This window comes from Enterobacter cloacae complex sp. 394I7 (assembly GCF_057320345.1).
The window spans coordinates 1,711,812-1,736,269 of record NZ_JBXWCR010000001.1 but is presented as its reverse complement, the minus strand read 5'-3'; the positions used below and the strand labels follow the sequence as shown (position 1 = coordinate 1,736,269).

At 53.1% G+C, this 24,458-nt stretch carries 25 protein-coding genes and 1 riboswitch; of the genes, 13 read left to right on the top strand and 12 right to left on the bottom strand.

Translation table 11 applies throughout. The annotated features are described in order from the left end of the window. Positions 1–31 precede the first annotated feature (31 nt). Entirely contained in the window at positions 32–973 is a 942-nt protein-coding gene (locus tag AC2FAP_RS08455) for a VirK/YbjX family protein (protein WP_047356858.1), read from the bottom strand. Between the two features lie 167 nt (positions 974–1,140). Between AC2FAP_RS08455 and pphA the strand changes: the two genes are divergently transcribed. Further along, a complete protein-coding gene (gene pphA, locus AC2FAP_RS08450; RefSeq protein ID WP_032678424.1) occupies positions 1,141–1,785 on the top strand; it encodes a protein-serine/threonine phosphatase in 645 nt (214 codons plus the stop codon). A gap of 34 nt (positions 1,786–1,819) precedes the next feature. Here the strand turns inward: pphA and AC2FAP_RS08445 are convergent, their stop codons facing one another. The 4 genes from AC2FAP_RS08445 to yebS form a co-directional block, all read right to left on the bottom strand. Beyond that, a complete protein-coding gene (locus tag AC2FAP_RS08445) occupies positions 1,820–2,059 on the bottom strand; it encodes a YebV family protein (RefSeq protein ID WP_020883412.1) in 240 nt (79 codons plus the stop codon). A 105-nt stretch (positions 2,060–2,164) separates the two neighbouring features. Beyond that, entirely contained in the window at positions 2,165–3,607 is a 1,443-nt protein-coding gene (gene rsmF, locus AC2FAP_RS08440; RefSeq protein ID WP_449541753.1) for a 16S rRNA (cytosine(1407)-C(5))-methyltransferase RsmF, read from the bottom strand. 76 nt (positions 3,608–3,683) lie between these two features. Further along, entirely contained in the window at positions 3,684–6,317 is a 2,634-nt protein-coding gene (locus tag AC2FAP_RS08435) for a PqiB family protein (RefSeq protein WP_449541752.1), read from the bottom strand. Beyond that, on the bottom strand, positions 6,286–7,569 hold the full coding sequence (gene yebS, locus AC2FAP_RS08430) for a membrane integrity lipid transport subunit YebS (RefSeq protein WP_020883415.1): 1,284 nt from the start codon (positions 7,567–7,569) through the stop codon (positions 6,286–6,288). The genes AC2FAP_RS08435 and yebS overlap by 32 nt, the downstream gene beginning before the upstream one ends. A 132-nt stretch (positions 7,570–7,701) precedes the next feature. On the opposite strand from yebS, the gene AC2FAP_RS08425 reads away from it, so the two are divergent. The 4 genes from AC2FAP_RS08425 to htpX all read left to right on the top strand — a co-directional run bounded on the left by AC2FAP_RS08425 (position 7,702) and on the right by htpX (position 12,125). Then, entirely contained in the window at positions 7,702–8,199 is a 498-nt protein-coding gene (locus tag AC2FAP_RS08425) for a GAF domain-containing protein (RefSeq protein WP_014170613.1), read from the top strand. 96 nt (positions 8,200–8,295) lie between these two features. Continuing rightward, positions 8,296–8,982, top strand: coding sequence for an RNA chaperone ProQ (proQ, locus tag AC2FAP_RS08420; protein WP_014170612.1), 687 nt, complete (start codon positions 8,296–8,298; stop codon positions 8,980–8,982). 19 nt (positions 8,983–9,001) lie between these two features. Then, positions 9,002–11,050 carry a carboxy terminal-processing peptidase gene (gene prc, locus AC2FAP_RS08415; RefSeq protein WP_020883416.1) on the top strand — a complete coding sequence of 683 codons (2,049 nt, stop codon included), beginning with the start codon at positions 9,002–9,004 and terminating at the stop codon, positions 11,048–11,050. 193 nt (positions 11,051–11,243) lie between these two features. After that, positions 11,244–12,125, top strand: a complete 882-nt coding sequence (htpX, locus tag AC2FAP_RS08410; protein WP_014170610.1) for a protease HtpX — start codon at positions 11,244–11,246, stop codon at positions 12,123–12,125. Between the two features lie 48 nt (positions 12,126–12,173). Here the strand turns inward: htpX and AC2FAP_RS08405 are convergent, their stop codons facing one another. Next, positions 12,174–13,547, bottom strand: coding sequence for an MFS transporter (locus AC2FAP_RS08405; protein ID WP_449541751.1), 1,374 nt, complete (start codon positions 13,545–13,547; stop codon positions 12,174–12,176). A 178-nt stretch (positions 13,548–13,725) separates the two neighbouring features. On the opposite strand from AC2FAP_RS08405, the gene kdgR reads away from it, so the two are divergent. Then, complete coding sequence (gene kdgR / locus AC2FAP_RS08400) at positions 13,726–14,517, top strand: DNA-binding transcriptional regulator KdgR (protein WP_014170608.1); 792 nt, start codon at positions 13,726–13,728, stop codon at positions 14,515–14,517. A gap of 64 nt (positions 14,518–14,581) precedes the next feature. Here kdgR and AC2FAP_RS08395 read toward each other — a convergent pair whose 3' ends face one another. Then, on the bottom strand, positions 14,582–14,821 hold the full coding sequence (locus tag AC2FAP_RS08395) for a YobH family protein (RefSeq protein WP_020883418.1): 240 nt from the start codon (positions 14,819–14,821) through the stop codon (positions 14,582–14,584). Between the two features lie 159 nt (positions 14,822–14,980). Here AC2FAP_RS08395 and mgrB point away from each other — a divergent pair, with 159 nt between their 5' ends. From mgrB to rlmA, 7 genes are all read left to right on the top strand, one after another. Next, positions 14,981–15,124, top strand: a complete 144-nt coding sequence (mgrB, locus tag AC2FAP_RS08390; protein WP_014170606.1) for a PhoP/PhoQ regulatory lipoprotein MgrB — start codon at positions 14,981–14,983, stop codon at positions 15,122–15,124. A 74-nt stretch (positions 15,125–15,198) separates the two neighbouring features. Continuing rightward, a complete protein-coding gene (locus AC2FAP_RS08385) occupies positions 15,199–15,489 on the top strand; it encodes a YebO family protein (protein ID WP_049023015.1) in 291 nt (96 codons plus the stop codon). A 23-nt stretch (positions 15,490–15,512) separates the two neighbouring features. Continuing rightward, complete coding sequence (locus tag AC2FAP_RS08380; protein WP_025203863.1) at positions 15,513–16,502, top strand: MBL fold metallo-hydrolase; 990 nt, start codon at positions 15,513–15,515, stop codon at positions 16,500–16,502. 525 nt (positions 16,503–17,027) lie between these two features. Beyond that, positions 17,028–17,144 (top strand): DUF2627 domain-containing protein, encoded by a 117-nt coding sequence (locus AC2FAP_RS08375; protein WP_032611517.1) that lies wholly within the window; start codon positions 17,028–17,030, stop codon positions 17,142–17,144. 39 nt (positions 17,145–17,183) lie between these two features. Next, positions 17,184–17,393, top strand: a complete 210-nt coding sequence (gene cspE, locus AC2FAP_RS08370) for a transcription antiterminator/RNA stability regulator CspE (RefSeq protein ID WP_001062678.1) — start codon at positions 17,184–17,186, stop codon at positions 17,391–17,393. A gap of 231 nt (positions 17,394–17,624) precedes the next feature. Continuing rightward, positions 17,625–19,331 (top strand): peptidoglycan glycosyltransferase FtsI, encoded by a 1,707-nt coding sequence (gene ftsI / locus AC2FAP_RS08365; RefSeq protein WP_072126430.1) that lies wholly within the window; start codon positions 17,625–17,627, stop codon positions 19,329–19,331. Between the two features lie 67 nt (positions 19,332–19,398). Next, positions 19,399–20,214, top strand: a complete 816-nt coding sequence (gene rlmA, locus AC2FAP_RS08360) for a 23S rRNA (guanine(745)-N(1))-methyltransferase (RefSeq protein WP_485452905.1) — start codon at positions 19,399–19,401, stop codon at positions 20,212–20,214. Here the strand turns inward: rlmA and mntP are convergent. The 5 genes from mntP to manX form a co-directional block, all read right to left on the bottom strand. Further along, a complete protein-coding gene (mntP, locus tag AC2FAP_RS08355; protein WP_014170601.1) occupies positions 20,211–20,777 on the bottom strand; it encodes a manganese efflux pump MntP in 567 nt (188 codons plus the stop codon). The two genes, rlmA and mntP, sit on opposite strands and share 4 nt — an antisense overlap. Before the next feature lie 10 nt (positions 20,778–20,787). After that, positions 20,788–20,977, bottom strand: a riboswitch (yybP-ykoY riboswitch). A gap of 198 nt (positions 20,978–21,175) precedes the next feature. Continuing rightward, positions 21,176–21,634 (bottom strand): DUF986 family protein, encoded by a 459-nt coding sequence (locus tag AC2FAP_RS08350; RefSeq protein ID WP_014170600.1) that lies wholly within the window; start codon positions 21,632–21,634, stop codon positions 21,176–21,178. A 54-nt stretch (positions 21,635–21,688) separates the two neighbouring features. After that, complete coding sequence (locus tag AC2FAP_RS08345; protein WP_006810994.1) at positions 21,689–22,540, bottom strand: PTS mannose transporter subunit IID; 852 nt, start codon at positions 22,538–22,540, stop codon at positions 21,689–21,691. A 12-nt stretch (positions 22,541–22,552) separates the two neighbouring features. Then, positions 22,553–23,353: a PTS mannose transporter subunit IIC gene (gene manY, locus AC2FAP_RS08340; RefSeq protein WP_014170599.1), complete on the bottom strand. Its 801-nt coding sequence runs from the start codon at positions 23,351–23,353 to the stop codon at positions 22,553–22,555. A gap of 47 nt (positions 23,354–23,400) precedes the next feature. After that, entirely contained in the window at positions 23,401–24,363 is a 963-nt protein-coding gene (manX, locus tag AC2FAP_RS08335) for a PTS mannose transporter subunit IIAB (RefSeq protein ID WP_014170598.1), read from the bottom strand. Positions 24,364–24,458 lie beyond the last annotated feature (95 nt).

Below are 24,458 nucleotides of genomic sequence, written 5' to 3'. Positions count from 1 at the left end.
TGTGCAGAGTTGAAGAAAGCTCTCAGCGCGCTTAAAAGCGTGATTTCACCTCAGCCTCAATGCAGTCAAGCAGTTCAAAGCGACGGCGATATTCCGCCCGTTTTTTACTGGCGATATCTTCCAGTGATTTACGCTCCATCTGTAACGGCAGTTGCCAGCAGAAGGGGGAGATTTTCTTACCGTCCAGACTCGCCCAGAATTCGTCATAGCTGGCATGGAAATGACGGCCTTTGCTCAGGCGGTAACGCAGTGCGCGGAAAACGTGTCCCTCATCACCAACCGCAAAAATTGCCCGGACGGATGAATGTGCGGCCAGCTGGAAAATCACTTCCATCAGTACGCGTTTTGGAAACAGGCCATGGCAGGCGCGGGTCGCCAGTTTAATGGCGTCATGCGAGACGTTGCGACGTGGCCCCTGAAGCCCACCAATCACCAGCACTCGCTGCCCGTTGCTGCGGGCGACGCTAAACGTCAGGCTTGCTAGCACGGTATTCTCGCTGTCGCGCAGCCACAGCGTGCTTTCACCTTCCCGCTCGGCTTTGCCGGCAGAGGAGGCACTCACGGTATACGTCGCGTCGTTTTTTGCCTGAAATTGCACTATCGTCTGCTCTTGCGGGCTGGTCAGCGCGTTGGCGAGGGTGATATTTTTCAGGCTATCGACCCAGTGATAATGGCTGATGATAGCGTCAGCCCGATCGCCGGCCGTCAGGCCACGCATCAGATACTGCCGATGGGTTTTACTCGGTAAGGTAATTTGAGAGGCCAGCAGACGGTCAAAATCATCACGTCCTGAGAGCGTTTCCAGCACGCGATGGGTGGAAGACCAGAACAGGAGCGAGCGCAGCAGGAACTTCAGACGATACTCGCGCTTCTGCCAGATTGGACCCGGAACGCGTTTTCCTTTCACCAGCTCGGAAATGATATTTGTGCGATGCGGATAGAACACATCGTTGTGCAGGTGCATATTAGACACGTTAAGACCTCTCGTTTAATTCATGCCTTATTCTAAAGAGTCAGCAAAAAGGGATTAATAGCGCGCGGATCTTTATTTCCATTTGGTTTACCGTTCGTTTGGCTTTGTGAATGCTGCGCGTGTCAGCTGCAATTTCTGCTGCGTCTATACTTAAGCAAGGAGGTTTTATGTATCAGCGAATCGATGGTGGGAAGTGGCGGCACGTCTGGGTTGTCAGCGACATACATGGTTGTTATCAATGGCTCATGGATGAACTGAAACGCCGGCATTTTAATCCTTATGAGGATTTGCTTATTTCCGTAGGGGATGTAATTGACCGTGGCCCTGACAGTATTAAATGTTTACAGCTCATGAATGAAAAATGGTTTCGTGCAGTACGGGGCAACCATGAACAAATGGCTATCGACAGCCTTGATAATAATGATTTCGCACTCTGGACAATGAATGGCGGAATTTGGTTTACCCGCCTTGAGCACACACAGCAGCAGCAGGCGCTGACGTTACTTAATGCGTGTCGGGAACTGCCGCACATTATCGAGATAACCTGTGCAAACGGTGTGAATGTGATTGCTCACGCTGACTATCCCGCTGCGGAATACCGCTGGCAAAAACCCGTAAGCGCCCAGCACGTACTATGGGATCGCGACCGGTTGATGGGGTTTATGGTCGGGAAAGGGCAGGGGATCGGCGGTGCGGACCATTTCTGGTTCGGACATACGCCACTTGACCGGCGGTATGATTTTAATAACCTGCACTACATTGATACGGGCGCCGTTTTCGATGGTTACTTTACGCTGGCGCAGCTTCAGTAATAAATAACCCGCCTTCGGGCGGGTTCTCTTTAGGTCAGGCAAGACGCATGACCCAGGCATCGGATTGACTATCGTAATGCTCACGGTAAAGGACTGAGTGTTCGCCATCAAGTATTGCCGGTACGCTGGTATCGGCATCCCAGGCATCCAGTTGCATGCACAAATCCGGGTCGGATTTGCAGGGAATACTTAACGTTCGTTCGCCCTGTGCTTCGCCGCGCAATTCTGCGTCGTCGATTTCGAAAGCGCCAATACGCACGCTGGTTTTCGTCATATTGCTCTCCGGGTGTGTTATCAAAATCTGGTATGACCAGTATGGGCATCCATTTTTGATCGTAGACAAGGAGAGCAAAATCGCCAGTAAAAAAATGCGCTTTTTTCAGCCGGTGCGATCGTTACCGGTAAACAATCGCCCATCACGAACCAGCTCTCGCGGATAGCTGTTTTTCAAACGCGAGCCCACCTTTTTCGCCAGCCCTAACGGATAACCCTGATAGGTCACCACCACTTCATCATGCGATGGCGTGTTGTCCGGATATACATCACGGCCCCGGTACCACTCTTCGGCTTCCTGGTGCGTCAGGGCGAACGTATTCTCGCTGCCGGCGAGGGCGATAACAGCCTCATGCTGCCAGCGATAGCCTTTATTGTGCACTTCCGCCAGGCGGATCCCGATGCGGGAAAAACGTACCTTGCCGATAAGCGGCTCAATATTTGCCGGGAAAAGCCAAATCTCTTTATCGCGAATCCAAAGATGGCATGTGTCATCCCAGGCCAGCCCGACCTTAGCGGCGGCGGTAGTGACTTGCTCCGCCTCACGCCTTTTCATGGGGGCGAAGGGGAAATTGCCGACCTTAAACGTCGGGGCTGGCAGTGGCTCAACCGCCTGCGTTTTACGCAACCGTGCGACAAAAAAACCTTCGCAGTCATAAATCTGGGGGAAAACGTGCAGAAATCCTTCAGGCGTGACGGCTTCATTGGCTGAAGCGAACAAGCCGTTTAACGGCAGGAACTCGACGGCATCAGGGTATTGCGTCTTGAGCCACAGACAGACGTCCTCGTTCTCGTCACGGTTTAAGGTGCAGGTCGAATAAACCAATGTGCCACCGGGACGCAGGGCATGGAAGGCGCTGTCGATCAGTTCGCGCTGGGTGGCGGCAATCTCAAGGTTACTCTCCACAGACCAGTTTTTTAACGCATCAGGATCTTTACGCACCACCCCTTCGCCGGAGCAGGGCGCGTCCAGCAGGATGGCATCAAACGCTTCTGGCAGGGCTGCGCCAAATACGCGGCCATCGAAGTGCGTCAGGGCAACGTTATGGATCCCGCAGCGGCTGATGTTAGCGTGCAGAACTTTAACGCGACTGGCTGAAAACTCGTTGGCGAGAATGGCCCCGCGATTCCCCATCCTGGCGGCAATCTGCGTGGTTTTGGAGCCCGGCGCGGCAGCGACATCCATGACGCGTTCTGGCGCATTATCATCCGCAAACAGGGCGGCAACCGGCAGCATCGAGCTGGCTTCCTGGATATAAAACAGACCACTCAGATGTTCTGCGGTACTGCCCAATGGCAACGACGCTTCGTCATCCCGTTCAATCCAAAAACCCTCTGCACACCATGGTACTGGCGTCAGTTGCCAGTTATACGGCGAGACCAGCGTCACAAAATCGGCGACGCTTATTTTCAGCGTGTTGACACGGATACTCCGGCGCAACGGCCGCTGACAGGCGGCGATAAAATCGTCTAACGAGAGGTGAGAAGGAAGCGCCTCGCGCATCTGCGCCAGGAATTGTTCAGGAAGAAATACGGAGTTTTGAGCCACGTGCACACCACAGGGAAAAGTTCAGGGGCGCAGTGTAACATAAAGGCTCCGGTGCGTTGACACCGGAGCCCTGAGATTAACGCGGCAGGGCAGTGCCCCATTCACGCCACTCTTTCGGCTCGCTTTCGAGCAGCAGGAAGTGTTTGCCCGGTTGCGCTTTCGGCGCCAGCGGCGTCCCCGGTGGTGTAGCGAAAGCAATACCGCCACGAATGAACTGGTTGAAGGTGCCGGTTTTAACCACCCCGCCCGTCAGACCGAAGTCCAGTGAATAGCCGGAGGCCAGCCAGAACACCGAGTTATTACGCACCAGGTGCTGGTAACGATCGCTGATGCGTAATGCCACCATCACGCGGTCAGAGAGCGTACCGAGCGTCAGGCCCGTCACTGTACCCACCTCAATCCCACGGAACAGCACCGGTGTGCCGATGTTCAGCGAGCCTGCTTCCGGCACTTCCACCACAATGCTCAGGCCATCCAGATAGCGAGAGTCAGTGATCGTGGCTTCCTGCAGTTCAAAGTCACGGCGAGCATTCCCCTTACCGGGTTCGACGTTGATATAAGGCTGCAGGATAGTGTCGAGGTGCTCAACGCCAGCGGCCGAAATCTGTGGCGTCACCACCGAGAAGCGGGAGCCTGAGCGGGCGAAGGTTTGAACATATTCCGGGTAGAGCACGGCGGTGGCCTGCACCTCGTTACGCGCGGTGATAAGCGTCAGCTTCTGGATCTGTCCGATATCAATACCCAGATAACGGATAGGCATCCCTTCCGCCAGCTTCCCTGCATCAAAAGCATGCAGGGTAATCTGTCCGCCAACGGCACGAGCAGCGGTTTCAGACGGGAAGAGAATACGCTTATCGCCTTTGCGCAGGTTTGCACCCGCACCGCTGAGGTTATCGAAGCTGATCGCTCCGCGCAGCGCACGTGAAAGCGGGGAGGCCTGCACGGTCAGCCCGTTACCGTTAAGCTGCACTTTCGCACCACCTTCGGCCCAGAACACGCTATTCGGGGTCAGCAACTTGCGATACTCCGGTTTGATATGCAGTTCGATATCAAACGCGTCCGCATGAGGGCGTACGGTAATCACTTCCCCGACCTCAAACTTACGGTACAGCACGACGGAGCCAGCCTGGACATCAGGAAGCGTCTCGGCGCTTAGCGTCAGTGTCGTGGTTGGGAGATCGCTCATGCTGTTTTCAATCGCTTTGTCCAGGTTGGCATACAGCGGATAACTGTCGCGCACCGGGCCTTTATTGCCCGGTAAAATGCGGATCCCGCCGTTAACCCATTCGCTGGCGCTGGCACCGAGGAACTCGACGCCGTCGAGGCCAACCTTCACGTCGACGCGGCTGTTCACCACAAATTTACTGTCGCCATGCACGAGGTCGCTGTATTGCGGATCGATAGCCACCGAGAAGCTCACGCCGTTTTCAGAGAGCGTACGCTCCAGCACCTGGCCCACCTGGACGCCATGCAGAATCAGTGGCTGGCCGGCTTCGATACCGTAACTTTCAGGCGCGGTCAGTTTTACCGTTACGACGCCCGGTTTTTGCAGCAGCGCTTTATCTGCCGGCGCAACAGCGAAACTGTTGCTGGGTTGACCTTCACCGGGGATCAGTTCAAACGTATTGCCGGTCAGAAGATTGCTCAGGCTGGTATCGTTCAGAGACAGTTTTGGGCTGCGCATCTCGATACGCGTTTTTTCACGCAGGAGATCAACCACGCTCGGGTCGACGGTCATCTCACCGGTCACGGAACCGCCTGGATTGAGCGTCATTTTGGTGAGCTGCCCAACCTGCAATCCCTGATACATAAGCGGTGTGGAACCCGCTTTCAGCCCTTTAGCATCGGGCAGGGCGAGTTTGACGATCACGCCGCGCTGGCTGTGCGCCAGGTCAGCATACAATCCGAAGGTGTCATCTGCCGTGGCCGGGCTGGAGTTTTCCGGAGAGTCGAAGGCAATGGCACCGTTGACCAGTGCGGCCAGGCTCTCGAGCTTCACTTTGGCACCGCTCAGGCTGAGATCGGCATCCACGCCGGAGACGTTCCAGAAACGGCTGCCTTTTTTCACCAGGTTAGTGAAGCGGCGATCGATTAACACATCAATCGTCACGCCCTGTTTATTCGGGTTGATGGCGTAATCATAAACGCGACCTACCGGAATTTTACGGTAATAAACCAGTGAGCCACTGTTGAGGGAACCCAAATCCGGTGCCTGCAGATGGATCATCAGATCGCCGTTATTCAGTCGGTATTTTGGTTGGGTATCCAGCGCAACAAAGTGATCCTGCGGTTCACCTTTACCCGGCATCATGCCGATGTAGTTACCGCCAACCAGTGCATCCAGCCCTGAAACACCCGCCAGAGAGGCCTTAGGCGTTACCAGCCAGAACTGCGTTTCGCTGCGCAGCGCATCCTGCATATCGGACTTAATGCTGGCGCGGACCTGAATTTTATTCAGCCCTTTTCCAAGGCTGATGTCCTGAACGGTACCCACCTCAACCCCCTGGAAGCGGACAGGGGTTCGCCCGGCCACAATGCCGTCGGCAGACTGGAAGTCAATGGTGATGGTGCTTCCGCGATCTTCATAGCTCGTCCAGATAAGCCAGCCTGCAATCATCAGGGCGATGACAGGCAGCAACCAGAATGGAGAAATGCGGCGTTTTGTTTTAATTCTCGCTTCAGTCGGCGAAGCGGGCGTTTCCTGACTCATGTGCATCCCAAAGTAAGCGGCTATCCAGCCATTCCACAGCAAGAATAGTCAATATCACCGCGGAGCCGAAATAAAAAGCTGCGGGTCCCATTGTAAAAGCCAATAACTGGTCGCGATTGATCAGCGACATCATCAACGAAATCACGAACAGATCCAACATCGACCAGCGGCCAATCCAGGTGACGAATCGCAAAAGCAGAATTCGGGTACGTAAACCTTGCTCACATTTGAAGTGAATACTCAGGAGCAGGGTAAACATCACCACCACTTTGGTAAACGGCACCAGAATACTGGCGATAAACACAATTGCCGCCACCCCCACGTTGCTGTGGGCGAGGGAGATGATCCCGGAGAGGATGGTATCCTCCTGGCGCCCACCATTCACGTAAATGATGGAAATCGGCAGCATATTGGCCGGGATCAAAAAGACCAGCGAGGCAATCAGCGCGGCCCAGCATTTTTGCAGACTGTTGTTGCGCCGCAGTCTCAGGGGAATATGACACCGCGGGCAACGGCCACGTGGGTCGGGCAAGCCAGTATAGTGACACCCCAGACAGACCCGGAGACTTTCATCCGGTCGCGTGGCCGGGCGCTGAGGGTAAAAGCGCTCCCAGAGCTGTTCGACGTTCAGATGAATGAGTGTGAGGATGCTGAGCAAGACCAGACAAATAAATGCAAAGAGTCCGACCCCGGGCTGCAAGAATGCATAGTCCTGCACTTTTATGGACGCCACGCCGACGCCCACCAGGTAGATATCCAGCATGACCCACTCTTTCAGTTTGTCCAGCATCAGCAACACGGGGCGGAGATTCATCCCCAGAATGTTACCAAACCAAAGATAGGCAATGGCGGCGACCAGCACCAGCGGCGCGCCGACCGTACAGAACAGCACCATGGCGGCGGTGAGCGGGTCACCCTGGCGCGTCATCTGCCAGATCCCCTGCAGTACGTTGGCATCAATACGCACACCAAGCAGGTACAGCTTCAGCAGCGGTTCGCCCCAGGCAAACGGCATAAGAAGCAGCATGGTGATGGCCATCGCGGCGAGGCGGGTCAGCGACCAGTCGCGGCCGTCGCGAATTTTAGCGTCGCAGCGGGGGCAAAAAGCACTTTCATGCGATTTCATCTTCGGCAACATAAAAAGCGTATCGCACTGCGGGCAACGCTGATAATGTGCACGAGGCAAAGCTTCGCTTACCGTATGGACAGTTATCTTTTTTGTCGGCGTAATTTTGGTTGTTTTTAAGGCCATCAGCTGCGCACAAATAAGTATTGTTGAACGTTATATTAACTCATGAACGGATTCATCTTGAGCATGAGCGCATTTAATGCTTATTTTAATAGGCTATGCGGTAATTTTGTAAGACAACTAAGTGATTGAATAATGAACAAAACAGAATTCTACGCGGATCTTAACCGCGATTTTAAGGCATTGATGGCGGGTGAGACCAGCTTCTTAGCCACTCTGGCAAATACTAGCGCATTGCTGTTTGAACGGCTATCAGACGTTAACTGGGCCGGTTTTTACCTTCTGGAAGGTGAAACGCTGGTGCTTGGCCCGTTCCAGGGGAAAATTGCCTGCGTGCGTATTCCCGTAGGACGCGGCGTTTGTGGTACAGCGGTCGCGACTAATCAGGTACAGCGCGTCGAAGACGTCCATGCGTTTGACGGACACATTGCCTGTGACGCAGCCAGTAATTCTGAAATCGTTCTGCCTCTGGTGGTAAAAAATCAGATTATTGGCGTTCTGGATATCGACAGCACGGTCTTCAGTCGCTTCACAACCGAGGACGAACAAGGGCTGCGCGAGCTGGTGGCGAACCTCGAAAACGTTCTCGCCGCAACCGATTATCAAAAATTCTTTGCGAGCGTAGCAGGATAATCAACGGATAACGTAGCATTTACTGATAGCGTCATTATAATGACGCCTGTTCATGCCTGCGCTTGTTGGCAACGTCCGTTGTAATCAGGAAATTTCATGGAAAATCAACCTAAGTTGAATAGCAGTAAAGAAGTTATCGCATTTCTGGCCGAGCGTTTCCCACAGTGCTTCAGTGCTGAAGGTGAAGCTCGTCCCCTGAAAGTCGGTATTTTTCAGGATCTGGTGGCACGCGTTGAGGGGGAAATGAACCTCAGCAAAACTCAGCTTCGTTCCGCCTTACGTCTTTATACTTCGAGCTGGCGTTACCTGTACGGTATCAAAGCGGGCGCGACGCGTGTTGATCTTGACGGCAACCCTTGTGGTGAGCTGGACGAGCAGCACGTTGAGCACGCACGTAAACAGCTGGAAGAAGCCAAAGCACGCGTTCAGGCACAACGTGCAGAACAGCAAGCGAAAAAACGCGAAGCCGCAGCGGCAAACGGCCAGGAAGAAGCGCCTCGTCGTGAGCGTAAACCACGCCCAGCGCCGCGTCGTAACGATAATAACGATCGCAAACCGCGTGCTGACAAACCAGCAGCTAAAGCCCCGCGCGCCCCTCGTGAAGAGCCGCGCCATACGCCGGTTTCTGACATTAACGCCCTGAGCGTGGGTCAGGCACTGAAGGTGAAAGCGGGTAACAACGCAATGGACGCCACCGTACTGGAAATCACCAAAGATGGCGTTCGTGTACAGCTGACTTCTGGTATGTCAATGATTGTACGCGCAGAACACTTGTTGTTCTGAAACGGAGGCCAAGCCTGGCATGAACACTTTTTTTAAGCTCACCGCGTTGGCGGGCCTGTTTGCTATAACAGGCCATGCTTTCGCAGTGGACGATATCACGCGTGTTGATCAAATTCCGGTCCTCAAGGAAGAGACGCAGCACGCGACGGTGAGCGAGCGTGTGACCTCACGCTTCACCCGTTCGCACTATCGTCAGTTCGATCTCGATCAGGCCTTTTCGGCCAAAATCTTTGACCGCTATCTGAACTTGCTGGATTACAGCCATAACGTACTGCTCGCCAGCGATGTCGAGCAGTTCGCTAAGCGTAAATCCGGGGTGGGTGACGAGTTGCGTTCAGGCAAGCTGGATCTGTTCTACGATCTCTATAACCTGTCGCAAAAGCGCCGCTTTGAACGCTATCAGTATGCGCTGAAAGTGCTGGAACGTCCGATGGACTTCACCGGCAACGACACCTTTAATCTGGACCGCAGCAAAGCGCCCTGGCCGAAAGACGAAGCCGAGCTGAATGCGCTGTGGGATGGAAAAGTAAAATACGACGAGCTGAGCCTTAAGCTGACCGGCAAAGATGAAAAAGAGATCCGTGACACGCTGACGCGCCGTTACAAATTCGCTATTCGTCGTCTGGCTCAGACCAACAGTGAAGATGTTTTCTCACTGGCGATGACCGCTTTCGCTCACGAAATCGATCCGCATACCAATTATCTCTCGCCTCGCAATACCGAACAGTTTAATACCGAAATGAGCCTGTCTCTGGAAGGTATCGGTGCGGTGCTGCAGATGGACGATGATTACACCGTGATCAACTCAATGGTCGCCGGTGGCCCGGCGTCGAAAAGCAAAGCGATAAGCGTAGGCGACCGCATTGTTGGTGTGGGTCAAACCGGACAGAACATGGTCGATGTGATCGGCTGGCGTCTGGATGATGTGGTTGCGCTGATCAAAGGCCCGAAAGGCAGCAAAGTTCGCCTTGAAATTCTGCCAGCCGGTAAAGGCACCAAAACCCGTATCGTTACCCTGACGCGTGAGCGTATCCGCCTGGAAGACCGCGCGGTGAAAATGTCGGTGAAGACCGTGGGTAAAGAGAAGGTGGGTGTTCTGGATATCCCGGGCTTCTACGTTGGGCTGACTGATGATGTAAAAGTCCAGCTGCAGAAGCTTGAAAAGCAGAACGTGAGCAGCGTCATCATCGACTTGCGCAGCAACGGTGGTGGGGCGCTGACCGAAGCGGTTTCACTGTCCGGGCTGTTTATCCCGTCTGGTCCGGTGGTTCAGGTGCGCGATAACAACGGTAAAGTACGTGAAGATGCCGACAACGATGGTGTGGTCTATTACAAAGGCCCGCTGGTGGTCTTGGTCGATCGCTTCAGTGCTTCCGCGTCTGAAATCTTTGCCGCCGCTATGCAGGACTATGGCCGTGCGCTGATTGTCGGTGAGCCGACATTTGGTAAAGGTACCGTACAGCAGTATCGTTCTCTGAATCGTATCTACGATCAGATGCTGCGTCCGGAATGGCCTGCACTGGGTTCGGTTCAGTACACCATTCAGAAATTCTATCGTGTGAACGGTGGCAGTACGCAGCGTAAAGGCGTGACGCCGGATATCATGATGCCGACAGGCACGGAAGAGACTGAAACCGGCGAGAAGTTTGAAGATAACGCATTGCCGTGGGATAGCATTAACGCCGCGACGTACGTGAAAGCGGGTGATATGACGCAGTTTGGTCCTGAACTGCTGAAAGCGCACAACGATCGCATCGCCAAAGATCCGGAATTCCAGTACATCATGAAGGACATTGCTCGTTTCAATGCCCTGAAAGATAAGCGGAATATTGTTTCTCTCAACTACGCTCAGCGTGAGAAAGAGAACAACGAAGATGATGCAACGCGTCTGGCGCGTATCAACGATCGCTTCAAGCGTGAAGGTAAGCCTCTGCTTAAGAAACTGGACGATCTGCCAAAAGATTACCAGGAGCCGGATCCTTACCTCGACGAGACGGTGCATATCGCTCTTGACCTGGCGAATCAGGAAAAGGCGAAGCCCGCCGTGCAACCCGCACCGGCAAAATAATCCCCCAACAGGCACAAGAAATTGTGCCTGTTTCTTTTTGTTCCGCATTCTCCCGTCAGGCAAATTTCCAATTGTGTAAAGTTGTGTCTTTCTGGTGACTTACGCCCGATGGATGCTTGAAAATAGCCGTAATACCCATACGATGTGGGTAATCGCATAGTGCGCTTTGTTAAACTGAGGTTAAAAGAAAATTATGATGCGAATCGCGCTCTTCCTGCTCACCAACCTTGCGGTGATGGTGGTTTTCGGGCTCGTGCTAAGCCTGACAGGAATTCAGTCGAGCAGCGTTCAGGGTCTGTTGATTATGGCGCTGCTGTTTGGTTTTGGTGGCTCATTCGTTTCACTCCTGATGTCGAAATGGATGGCACTGAAATCGGTAGGTGGTGAAGTCATTGAGCAACCGCGTAACGATATGGAACAGTGGCTGATGAATACCGTGGCTCAGCAATCGCAGCAGGCGGGTATCGCCATGCCGCAGGTGGCCATTTACCACGCGCCAGATATTAACGCCTTTGCCACAGGTGCCCGTCGTGATGCGTCGCTGGTTGCCGTCAGCACCGGGTTGTTGCAGAACATGAGCCGTGACGAAGCCGAAGCGGTTATCGCTCACGAAATCAGCCATATCGCGAACGGCGACATGGTCACCATGACCCTGATCCAGGGCGTAGTGAACACCTTTGTTATCTTCATCTCCCGTATTCTGGCGCAGATCGCGGCAGGCTTTATGGGCGGGAACCGCGATGAAGGGGAAGAGAGCAACGGCAACCCGCTGATCTACTTCGCGGTTGCGACGGTACTGGAGCTGGTATTCGGTATTCTGGCCAGCATCATCACCATGTGGTTCTCCCGTCATCGTGAGTTCCACGCGGATGCCGGCTCGGCGAAACTGGTTGGCCGTGAGAAGATGATTGCCGCGCTGCAGCGTCTGAAAACCAGCTATGAACCGCAGGAAGCGACCAGCATTATGGCATTCTGCATTAACGGTAAATCAAAATCGCTGAGCGAGCTGTTTATGAGTCACCCGCCGCTGGATAAACGTATCGAAGCGCTGCGCAGTGGTGAATACCTGAAGTAACGCTAAGAAGAGCAATGAGCCGGGCTGGAGATATCCGCCCGGCTTTTTTTATGCCTGTACTCTGGGCTGGGTAATGCGCAGCCCGCTGATGATGGCGGCCAGGGTGGCAAGGGCGCCTGCGGTGAAAAGTGCAACGTGGTTGCCATTTTGCCCGGCAAGATTAAACATCAGCGCGACCAGGGCCGCGCCGGTGCTTTGTCCCAGCAGACGTGCGGTGCCCAACATACCGCTGGCACCACCGCTGCGATGGCGCGGCGCTGAGGTGATGATGGTGTGGTTGTTAGGCGACTGGAACAGACCGAACCCTGCACCACACAGGATCATGCGCCAGATGATATCCAGATCGGTGGGTGATGAGGGGAGTAGTGCGAGTGCGAACAGCCCCGTGGCCATGACGGCGAGCCCCAGCGCGCCAAGCAATCCGGCGTGGATGCGCTCAATCAAATACCCTGCCAGCGGCGCCATTACCATTGTCGCCAGTGGCCACGGCGTTAACAGCAGCCCGGTCTCGACTTCAGTACGTCCCACCACACTTTGCAGGAAGAAGGGCAGAGAGACCAGGGCCAGCATCTGAGCGCAGAATGAGCAAACAGAAGTACAAATCGAGAGAGAAAAAAGAGGAATACGCAGCAGGTCGACAGGCAATAAAGGGACAGGGAGCGCGAGCTGGCGGCGTACAAAGAAGAAGCCAATCACCAGCAGCGCAATGAGCTCCGCGGCGGTAAGTATGAGGGACTGGCCTTGTGCAAAGCCGCTCAGGGCAGTAATCAGCAGGCCAAAGGTCAGGGCATTCATCACTGCGCTGATAAGGTCAAAGCGCGGCATCGTGCTTTTGGGACCGTTCGCAGGAAGATAGCGCAGAGCAAAGAAGAGGGCCACAATACCCAGCGGTACGTTAATGGCGAATAACCACTGCCAGGACGCGACAGAGAGTATGGCCGCCGCAAGGGTTGGCCCGGCCGCAGACGAGACGGCGACAATAAACGAGTTTATCCCCATGCCGCGTCCCAGATGACGCTGCGGATAGATTAAGCGGATCAACGCCGTGTTGACGCTCATCAGTGCCGCACCCCCAAAACCCTGCGCTATGCGCGCAAGCGTCAGAGTATGCAGCGAATCAGAAAGGGCACAGAAAAGGGAAGTAAAGGTGAACACCAGCAGGCCGCATTGATACACCCGTCGGTAACCGAACATATCGCCCAGGAAAGAGAACGAGAGCAGTGAAACCACGATCGCTATCTGGTAGGCATTGACTATCCATATAGAACTGGCAGGGGAGGCATGCAGGTTGCTGGCAATGGTTGGCAGGGCAACGTTAGCGATTGCACCGTCAAGGACGGCCATTGAAATACCGATAACAATCGTGGCGATAGCGCCATACCGCTGGGGCAAAGGCAGGCCATCGGACAGGTTTTTTTCCATTAGGGATGAAAAGCTCAGTATGAAATTATTCTCAGGGTAACTATTTTAGCATCGTTATTTCAGTTTTATGTCGCAGATTTGTAACGAAGTAAACGAGGATCGATTGCAGGTAACATGACGGGAATTTATAATAAAAACCGGTTCTGATTTTTATAAAACACTCTCTATGAGGTGGTAAATGGCAATTGCAGATTTGGATAAACAGCCAGATTCTGTTTCTTCCGTGCTGAAGGTGTTTGGCATCTTACAGGCGCTCGGAGAAGAGCGTGAAATTGGTATTACAGAGTTGTCGCAGCGTGTGATGATGTCGAAAAGCACCGTTTATCGCTTTTTGCAAACCATGAAGTCACTGGGTTACGTCGCACAGGAAGGCGAGTCTGAAAAGTATTCTCTGACGCTGAAACTGTTCGAGCTCGGGGCCCGTGCGCTGCAAAACGTGGATTTGATCCGCAGCGCAGATATCCAGATGCGTGAGATCTCTCGCCTGACCAAAGAGACTATCCACCTGGGGGCACTGGATGAAGACAGCATTGTCTACATCCATAAAATCGACTCCATGTACAACCTGCGCATGTATTCACGCATCGGTCGTCGTAATCCGCTTTACAGTACCGCGATTGGCAAAGTGTTGCTGGCGTGGCGCGATCGCGAAGAAGTGAAGCAGATCCTCGAAGGCGTGGAATATAAGCGCAGTACTGAACGCACTATTACCAGCACTGACGAATTATTGGCCGTGCTCGACAAAGTACGTGAGCAGGGGTATGGCGAAGATAACGAAGAGCAGGAAGAAGGGCTGCGCTGTATCGGTGTGCCGGTATTTGACCGCTTTGGCGTTGTCATTGCCGGGCTGAGTATCTCTTTCCCGACCCTGCGCTTTTCTGAAGAACGTCTGCATGAATATGTGGCGATTCTCCATACAGCCGCACGCAAGATTTCTGAACAAATGGGCTATAACGACTACCCGTTCTGATCCTTATGGGCACAAAAAACGCCGCACACAGTGCGGCGTTTTTTATCAGTATCAATCGGGGTGATTAGCCGTTATCAATGACGACGGATGTTTTACGCAGAACCGGGCAGTTGGTTAAACCAATGATCCCGCTGTCTGAATGAATATATTGTGCCGTGCTCATGCCCTGCGCGGTCATGTATTTGCATTGAATCCCTAATCCAGCGGCGTTTTCGGTGCTTCCCACAAGCACGCCATAGCCGGTTAACAGAAGGCCAACCCATACTACGGCCAGTGCAATAATTGTACGAATGATTAAATGCATCATTGCCTCTTTATCTTTGTTGTCATGCAGTAAGCCTAAACGGTTTACTCTATGAAACAAGTGCATGATTCTGAAAACGACCAGATGGCGGTACAGTTAGTCCTTGTTTAAGATAGCCGTGATAACCTGGTTATATCGGGCCTTTAGACGGAGTGTGGAGTGAAAAAAATACGCTGGGTGATTCTGATTATTGTGCTGGTAGCCTGTGTGGTGTTGTGGACGCAGACTATCAATGTGATGTGCGATCAGGATGTACAGTTTTTTAGCGGCGTTTGCGCAATCAATAAGTTTATTCCGTGGTAACACGCATTTTTTCTCAAGGTGATTTCCTTCCTTCGCACCAGTGGTAAGATAGACGTTTTTATTGAGGTGGTGAAATGGGTGAGTTACTGAATTCAGGGCTGCTAAATATGGCATCCCTGATGATCTCGTTGGTTGTTCTGCTGGTGGGGCTTGTCATTTGGTTTTTCGTAAACCGTGCCAGTTCCCGTACAAACGAGCAGATCGAACTGCTGGAAGCGCTGCTTGACCAACAAAAACGTCAGAACGCGCTGTTACGTCGTCTGTGTGAGGCTAACGAACCAGAAGAGAAAGCGTCGGCGAAAGACGCAGTTGCTGAAGACAACACTGACCAGGATGACTTTATCCGCCTGGTGGCTGAGCGTTAATTTGTCTTATCCGGGAGGTGGCTGTGGTCTGGAAAAATCCCTGGTATGACCCCTCCCTGAAACATCACACGCCGAACGGTTTTCGTAATACTGACCCCGTCGGGCATCAGCCCGGTGACGTTGATCGCTGGCGAAAAGCGCGCAAAGAAGCTGGCTTACCCCGCCCCCCGGCAAACGGATATGAGGACTTTATCCGCCAGTGGTGGCAGCCGGCAACGCTTAAGCAGCCGCAGGAAAATGGGGTATGGTGGCTCGGACACGCAAGCCTGTTGTTGCACATTGATGGCAACACCCTGCTGACCGACCCCGTTTTTTCTCGCCGCGCCTCTCCCTTACCTTTCCTCGGACCACAACGTAAAACGCCTCCCGCTCTGTCTGTCGAACAGCTCCAGCAACTCGATGCAGTGGTTATCTCCCATAATCATTACGATCATCTGGATGACGCGACCATTCGCCGCATCCTTAAACGTTTCCCCGACGTCACTCTGTTTGTTCCCTTAGGTCTGGCAGACTGGTTTCGCCGCCGGGGGGCAAGACGCATTGTTGAGCTCGACTGGTGGCAAAGTTTCACCTGGCAGGGGATAACGCTGTCCGCCGTACCGGCGCAGCACTGGAGTATGCGCACGCTCTGGAACCGCAATCGCTCCCTGTGGTGTGGCTGGGTGTTTGAAGGGCGGCATCATCGTTTCTGGTTTAGCGGCGACACGGGCTATTCACCTGAACTGCTGCGAATACCGGAAAGGCTGGGTAAAATTGACGCCGCGGCGTTGCCCGTTGGCGCTTATGCACCACGGTGGTTCATGGCCGTACATCATATGGATCCGCAATCTGCCGTTGCGTTGTGGCAACAGTTGGGATGCCCACTGGCGTTTCCCATTCACTGGGGCGTGTTTGAACTGGCTGATGAATCGCTTGATGACCCCGTGCGAGAGTTAACTGCAGTCCTCGATAATTTAGCACCGGTTAATAATTCCTTCAGGATACTGAAAATTGGTGAATATTTATCCTTATAAACGAAGCGCTGGATTGTTGCATATATTCTGTATGTCTAAGGTCTAAAGAATGTTTTATTTTTATCGAAACGTTTTGCTTGCCTTGTTTTGATGCAGAGTCATAAAAATTTCATTATTTTGGTGCATAACATTCTTTATTAGCTGGTGCTTTTTAATACAGTTTAGCGTGAAGGATTAACATTGTATTTCCACTGTAACAATACAGGGGCGTTACAATGATTTAAGCATAAGTTTTCACAAATTGTTCTAACTCAATCAATGTAGGGGTTTTTCTTAGCGGGTTGCTGGACGCACTGGAATGATTGAGCTATGTTAAAAAAGTCTTAGATAACAGCGGTTGTGAAAGCAACGGCGAGTCTGTGTAAGTGAGCAGGGCTGTCCATATGTCATGCGCATAATTGTGCAAAAGCATACCGGCACAGTTCGAATTTGTGCGGCGGATCGAGACATGTTTAAAAATGGCTTGCCATATTAAACATAGTGTGTGATAACACGTTTTGGGTCAAACGAGGTACAGTTCTGTTTATGTGTGGCATTTTCAGTAAAGAAGTCCTGAGTAAACACGTTGTCGTTGAATACCGCTTCTCTGCCGAACCTTATATTAGTGCCTCATGCAGTAATGTCTCAGTTTTATCTCAGTAATGCCTGCGGGCTAAGAAAACACTCTAAGGAATTTTGCAAATGGCAAAGATTAAAGGTCAAGTTAAGTGGTTCAACGAGTCTAAAGGTTTTGGTTTCATTACTCCTGCTGACGGCAGCAAAGACGTGTTCGTACACTTCTCTGCAATCCAGGGTAACGGCTTCAAAACTCTGGCTGAAGGCCAGAACGTTGAGTTCGAAATTCAGGACGGCCAGAAAGGCCCAGCTGCAGTTAACGTAACTGCTATCTGATCGAACCACTGCTGACTGAAGCACGTAGTACTTCACTCTCAGACATAAAGCCTCGCATATAGCGGGGCTTTTTTATGTGCCTTATCTTTCAAAATATTACCATCCCCGCTCTTGTTAGTAACTTGTTGCAAAGCTACGAGGTTAGTAGCACTGTTTTCCCTCCCTCTGGCCGTCTTTTCCCGTTAAATCAGGGCGTTGTTTAACAGTCCTGGGGTTCAGGTGAAGAAAAAAATGATAACGACCGCCGGCAATTTCACGCCGGCGCGTTTTGCGCTGCTCTGTTTAGCCATTTTTTGCAGTCTGGCGTTTTTGCTGGGCCGCGTTGCCTGGCTGCAAATTATTAAACCTGACAACCTGGTCAAGCAGGAGGATATGCGATCGCTGCGCGAACTGCCGATTGACGCTCCCCGCGGAATGATCATGGATCGTGAAGGCCGGCCGCTGGCGGTCAGTGTCCCGGTCAGGGCCGTGTGGGCCGACCCAAAAACGGTGCTGGCAAAAGGGGGCGTGGGCTTTGACGATCGCTGGCAGGCGCTGGCGAATGCGTTACATCTCTCCCTGAATACCTTGTCATCACGGATTAACGCGAATCCACAGGGGAGGTTCATCTACCTTGCCCGGCAGGTGGATCCTGCTCAGGCAAAATGGATCGACAAGCTGAATTTGCCGGGTATCAATTTACGCGATGAATCACGCCGTTTTTATCCTGCGGGGCATGTGGCGGCAAACCTGATTGGTTTCACCAATATTGACGGTCAGGGTATTGAGGGTGTGGAGAAAAGTTTCAACACCCAGCTAACAGGCAAGCCGGGCGTCCGGCAGGTCAGGGAAGACCGTTACGGTCGCGTGGTGGAGAATCTGACGGAAGTCGCGCCGGTGCCTGCGCACAATATTCAGCTCAGTATTGATGAGCGCCTGCAAACCATCACCGAAGATGCGCTAGATAACGCAGTGGCCTGGAACAAGGCGGAGTCGGGGGCATCAGTGCTCATTAATATCCCCACCGGTGAAATCCTCGCGATGGCGAGCTATCCGGATTTCAACCCCAATAACCGCCAGGGCGCGACAATAGACGATTTTCGTAACCGTGCCATCAGCGATACGTTCGAGCCAGGTTCAACCGTGAAGCCGCTTGTGCTGATGACGGCATTGCAACAGGGGCTGGTGCAGCCTGACAGCGTCATTGACACCCATCCGTATATGCTTGACGGGCACCGTATTCGGGACGTGGGTTACTACCCTGAACTCTCGATGACCGGGATCCTGCAAAAATCGAGCGACACCGGCGTATCGCGCCTCTCGCTGGCGATGCCTGTTCAGCATCTGATTGATACCTACCGGAACTTTGGTTTTGGTACAAACACCGGGCTTGGCTTAACCGGCGAGAGCGCCGGTCTGTTACCCCAGCGTAAATACTGGAGCCAGCTCGACAGGGCGACCTTCGCCTTTGGCTATGGTCTGATGGTTACCCCCCTCCAGCTGGCGCACGTCTATGCCACCATCGGCGGCTTCGGACTGGAACGGCCCCTCTCAATTACCCGTATCGATCCACCCGTTATCGGGCACAGAGTCATGCCGGAAGAGATTGCTCATCAGGTAGAGCATATGATGGAGAGCGTTGCGCTGCCGGGCGGGGGCGGCGTTAAGGCTGCGGTGCGTGATTACCGTGTGGCGGTGAAAACCGGTACGGCGAAGAAAATCGATGATAGCGGCAAATATGTCGATAAATACGTTGCCTATACCGCGGGCGTCGCGCCTGCCAGCGATCCGCGTTTTGCGCTGGTGGTCGTGATTAACGATCCTCAAAACGGGGCGTACTATGGCGGCGCCGTCTCCGCACCGGTATTCAGCGAGATTATGGGTAACGTATTGCGTCTTGAGAACGTCAAACCTGATGGTCTGGCGCCTGATTCCTCGCACCTTATCGTCATGCGTTAACCCAGGCGTTTTATACCGGGGCGAATAGCGGTACACTTCGCCCTTTGATTTACGCCCCGGAGCTGCCATGTCCTTCAGTTGTCCCCTTTGCCACGCGCGTCTGACGCGATCAGAAAAAAGTTATGCCTGTCCGCAGGGACATCAGTTTGATATGGCGAAAGAAGGCTACGTGAATCTTCTGCCGGTGCAGCATAAGCGCTCGCGCGATCCGGGTGACAGTGCTGAGATGATGCAGGCACGCCGGGCATTTCTCGACGCCGGGCACTATCAGCCACTCAGAGAGGCCGTCGCGCAATTGCTGGAAGATAATCTGACTGACAGTGCAGCAGGCGTGCTGGATATTGGCTGCGGGGAAGGGTATTACACCGCGCGGTTTGCTGAGGTTGCACAAGAGAAGGGCGCGCAGACATTTGGTCTGGATGTTTCCAAAGTGGCTATCCGCGCGGCGGCAAAACGCTACTCCAGCGTGACGTTCTGCGTGGCATCGAGCCACCGGCTGCCGTTTGACGATGCCAGCATGGATGCGGTTATCCGAATCTATGCGCCCTGTAAGGCGCAGGAGCTGGCACGCGTTATCAAACCGGGCGGATGGGTCATTACCGTCACGCCAGGTCCCCGACATCTGATGGAGCTTAAAGGGCTTATCTATGATGAGGTTCGGCTGCATGCGCCACATTCTGAGCAACTGGCGGGCTTTATGCTGAAGCAGGAGCAGACGCTGGCCTACGAGATGAACCTGGCAGGGGAAGAAGCTGTAGCGTTATTGCAGATGACGCCATTTGCATGGCGGGCGAAACCGAACGTGTGGGAAACCTTAGCGGAGCAAACAACGTTTCGCTGCCAGACGGATTTCAGTATCCACTGCTGGCAGCGCGAAGATTAACCGGCGAAGTGTGCCCAGAGGATCTGGGCACCAATGCCAATCAGCACGATACCGCCCAGGATCTCGGCGCGTTTGCCCAGCAGAGGGCCAATAAACCGGCCAACCATCATTCCCAGCGTCGACATAATCAGCGTGGCACAACCAATGGCCAGCGCGGTCGCAATAATATTGACCTGCAGGAATGCCAGGCCCACACCGACGGCCATGGCGTCGAGACTGGTGGCGATGGCAGTGGTCACCAGCAGCCAGAAACCGTGGCGGTGCTGCGGCTCGTCTTCCTCATCGCCATTGCCGCGAAAACCTTCAATCACCATTCGCCCCCCCAGAAATACGAGCAGCACGAAAGCGATCCAGTGGTTCCACTCCAGTATGAACTGGCTTGCCAGCATACCAAGACCCCAGCCGATGAGCGGTGTCAGCGTTTCGATAGCACCAAAGATAAGGCCTGTGCGTAGCGCTTCAGAGAATTTGGGTTTGTGCAGCGAGGCACCTTTACCGATGGAAGCGGCAAAAGCGTCCATGGACATACCGAAAGCAAGAAGAAGGGTTGCGGAGATATTCATTAAAGCGTCCAGACCGGGAGATATCCATATGACACATCACTGCCCCCAGTAAACAGCAGTTGATGTATCTATGGTCTCGCCTGACCGCCTTGCACAAATCTGTGCGGCAAACGGTCCGTACGTGCCACGTTTTTCAACGAGTATGTTGACACGTACATTTCCTGCGAACAGAAAATCAGCTACTCCCCAACGACGGGCGCAACCTTAACATATTTTGAGAATATAAAACAACAATGAAACGGCATTATTTCGTCAAGGTGTTGATAACGATTTTCATTTAGATTTATGCGTGAAAATAACGTTAATAAATATAAGAGAAATGACAGAATGGAATATAGCTTTGGCTATATCAGGTGCGCAAAATAAACGCAGAATATAGCCAAAGCTATGTGGTTAACTTACTGAGTTTTAAGCATAAGTTTGTATATTCTTTCCAGGTCGTCAATATTCTTGACCCGAATAAGCAGCCGGCGTTGCTCTAATTGCATCACCAGTACACCGTCTTCCGATAAATTCATCTCTTTAATACGGTTATATTCTATCCATACATTGGCAAAGAAAAATCCGCGGCTTTTAAAAATGATTTTCGGAACACGGATCCAGAACAGATAAATCGCCATTAATGCCAGCGCACATAATAACCATGTGGTTAATATTGCACCATGACCGGTCACGTTGTTGTAAATTAGAATGACGATGAGACCGGCGAAGATAAACGCATCCACGCGGCCGCGTCGCAGAAGGGGCAGGGAGAGCAGCGTTTCGCCGTGGCGGCGGGGCATGATGAACTCGTCATAGATCGCATATGCCAGAAGGGCCACAATAAACAAAACCAGTACGATGTCCGTGACAGTCATTCATCCTCCAGATAAAAAAACCGGGGGCAAGCCCCCGGCGTATTACGTGATGTCTTACAGGCCCAGCAGACCGACAGCGTAGCCCGCGATACCGATGACGAAGAAGCCAACAATGATCCACAGCGGGTTAACTTTCTTACGCAGCAGCCACATACAGGCGAAGGTCAGCAGCAGCGGTACCAGACCCGGCATCAGCTGGTCCAGAATCGTCTGCACGGTGGTAACACGGGTCTGACCATCCTGACCGGTGATGGTGGACACCACCAGCGGGATGTTCACGTGTGTCCACTTGTTAACCAGTGCCCCCATGACAAACAGGCCGAGGATTGACGCCCCCTCAGTCAGTTTCTGCAGGAAGCCGCCGCCCATATCCTTAACGATGTCCACCCCTTTACGGTAACCGTAAGCCACACCGTAGTAACGGGTCAGCAGACGCACCGCATTGAACAGGATGAAGAACAGCAGTGGACCAAGCAGGCTTCCGCTCATGGCGATACCGGCACCCAGCGCCGCGAAGACCGGACGCACGGTACCCCAGAAGATCGGGTCACCGACGCCTGCCAGCGGACCCATCAGACCGACTTTGATACCGTTGATGGCACCATCGTCAATCTCTGCGCCGTTTGCACGCTGCTCTTCCATCGCCAACGTCACGCCCAGAACCGGAGCCGCCACATAAGGATGGGTGTTAAAGAATTCCAGGTGACGCTTAATCGCCTGACGGCGCGCTTCGTTGTTTTCCGGATACAGGCGTTTGATAGCCGGTACCATGGAGAAACAGAAGCCCAGCGCCTGCATACGTTCGAAGTTCCATGAACCCTGAAACAGGTTAGAACGGATGAACACGCCACGAATATCACCCGGAGTGAGTTTTTTCTCAGTGGTAGTTTTTGTCATATCAACCATTTCGCTCACCTGCTAGTCCAGTTCGTTATCGAGATCGTTATTACCAGCAGCCTGCGCTGGGGCACCCGCAACGCGGTTATATTTCGGGCTGAGCTGGATGTAGAGAATCGCCATCACTGCACCAATCACACCCAGCGCAACCAGGTTGAAGTTGGTGAACGCAGCAGTAACGAAGCCGAGGTAGAAGAACGGCATCAGGTAGCCTGCGCGCATCATATTGATAACCATCGCATAACCAACCACCACAATCATACCGCCTGCGATGTTCAGACCGCCGGTGACCACTTCTGGAATGGCGTTCAGCATGCTCTGTACTTCGCTGGTACCGACGGAGATCGCAACGATAACGGCCGGGATCGCGATACGCATCGCCTGCAGGAACAGGGACGAGACGTGGATCCAGGAGAGCGCCGTCAGGTTGCCATTTTCGGCCGCCTTATCCGCCGCGTGCTGGAAGGCCACGGTGATAGTACGCACGATGATGGTCAGTACCTGACCTGCTGCTGCCAGCGGGATGGCCAGGGCAATACCTGCACCGATACTCTGGTGACCGGCAATAACCAGAACCGTAGAAATGATGGACGCCAGCGCGGCATCAGGCGCAACTGCCGCACCAATGTTCATCCAGCCCAGGGCAATCATTTCCAGGGTACCACCGATGATGATCCCGGTTTTCATATCACCCAGAACGGCACCAATCAACGTACAGGCCACCAGAGGGCGGTGGAACTGAAATTCATCAAGTACGGATTCCATACCCGCAATACACGCGACGATGAACACCAGCACAATCTGAAGAGTGGTAATCTCCATTGTACTTCTCCTATTACATAAGCTTTATGTGAAAAACCGGCGCGGGCTTATTTCCCAACTTTACCGATCAGATCCATCATTTTCAGTTTCTGATCCGTGGAAACCTTACGGGCTTCCAGTTCGATACCGCGTGCATTCAGCTTGTTGAATGCCTCGATATCTTTCGCATCGACTGAAATGGCGTTGTTGACCTGCGTTTTGCCCTGACGGAATGCCATACCACCAATGTTTACGGAGGTAATTTTCACGCCGCCTTCAACCAGGCGTTCAACGTCTGTCGGGTTTGTGAACAGCAGCATCACGCGCTCGCCCGCATATTTCGGGTTGTTATAAACGCGGATCATTTTGGCGACATCCACCACGTGCGCGGTAACGCCAGGAGGAGCAACCTGTGTCAGAAGGGTTTTACGTACGGTATCAGCAGCAACTTCATCGCTGACGACAATAATGCGTCGAACGTTGGTCTCTTTGGTCCAGCGCGTTGCCACCTGGCCGTGGATTAAACGGTCATCGATACGGGCAAGGCCGATCACCATGTAATCATTCGGGCCCATGGGCTTCGCCGGGGCTGCGGCTTTTGGCGCCGCGGCCACTGGAGCAGGCTTCTCAACCGGTTGTGCTTTCAGCGCTTTCACGCCTTCGCGACCGGTTTCAACTGCCAAAGCGACCAGTTCATCGAAACTCGGATTGTCGTCGCGTGCCATGAAGGTTTCCACCAACATGGGGATATTCACCCCGGCGACAACTTCATAATGCTCTTTATCGACGACAATGCGGCTGGCAGCATTGAACGGACTGCCTCCCCATGTATCAACGAGAAACAGCACGCCTTTGCTGGTATCCAGTTTCTGCAGTTGAGCAGTGTACTTCTCAATCAGCGTTTCAGCGTTTTCACCGGGAACGAAATCGATCCAGCCGACGTTTTCCTGCTCACCCAACAGCATCTCTGCTGTTTTGAGTAACTGCTCTGCAGCCCAACCATGTGTGCCTATGACAATAGCAATGGTCACTTGCTACCTCCTTTTATTATCATTAATACGCCTGCCAGGCAGTCGCACTGTGAATCGTATCTGGCCAACCGAATCGATTCAGAAAAGGGTTAGAG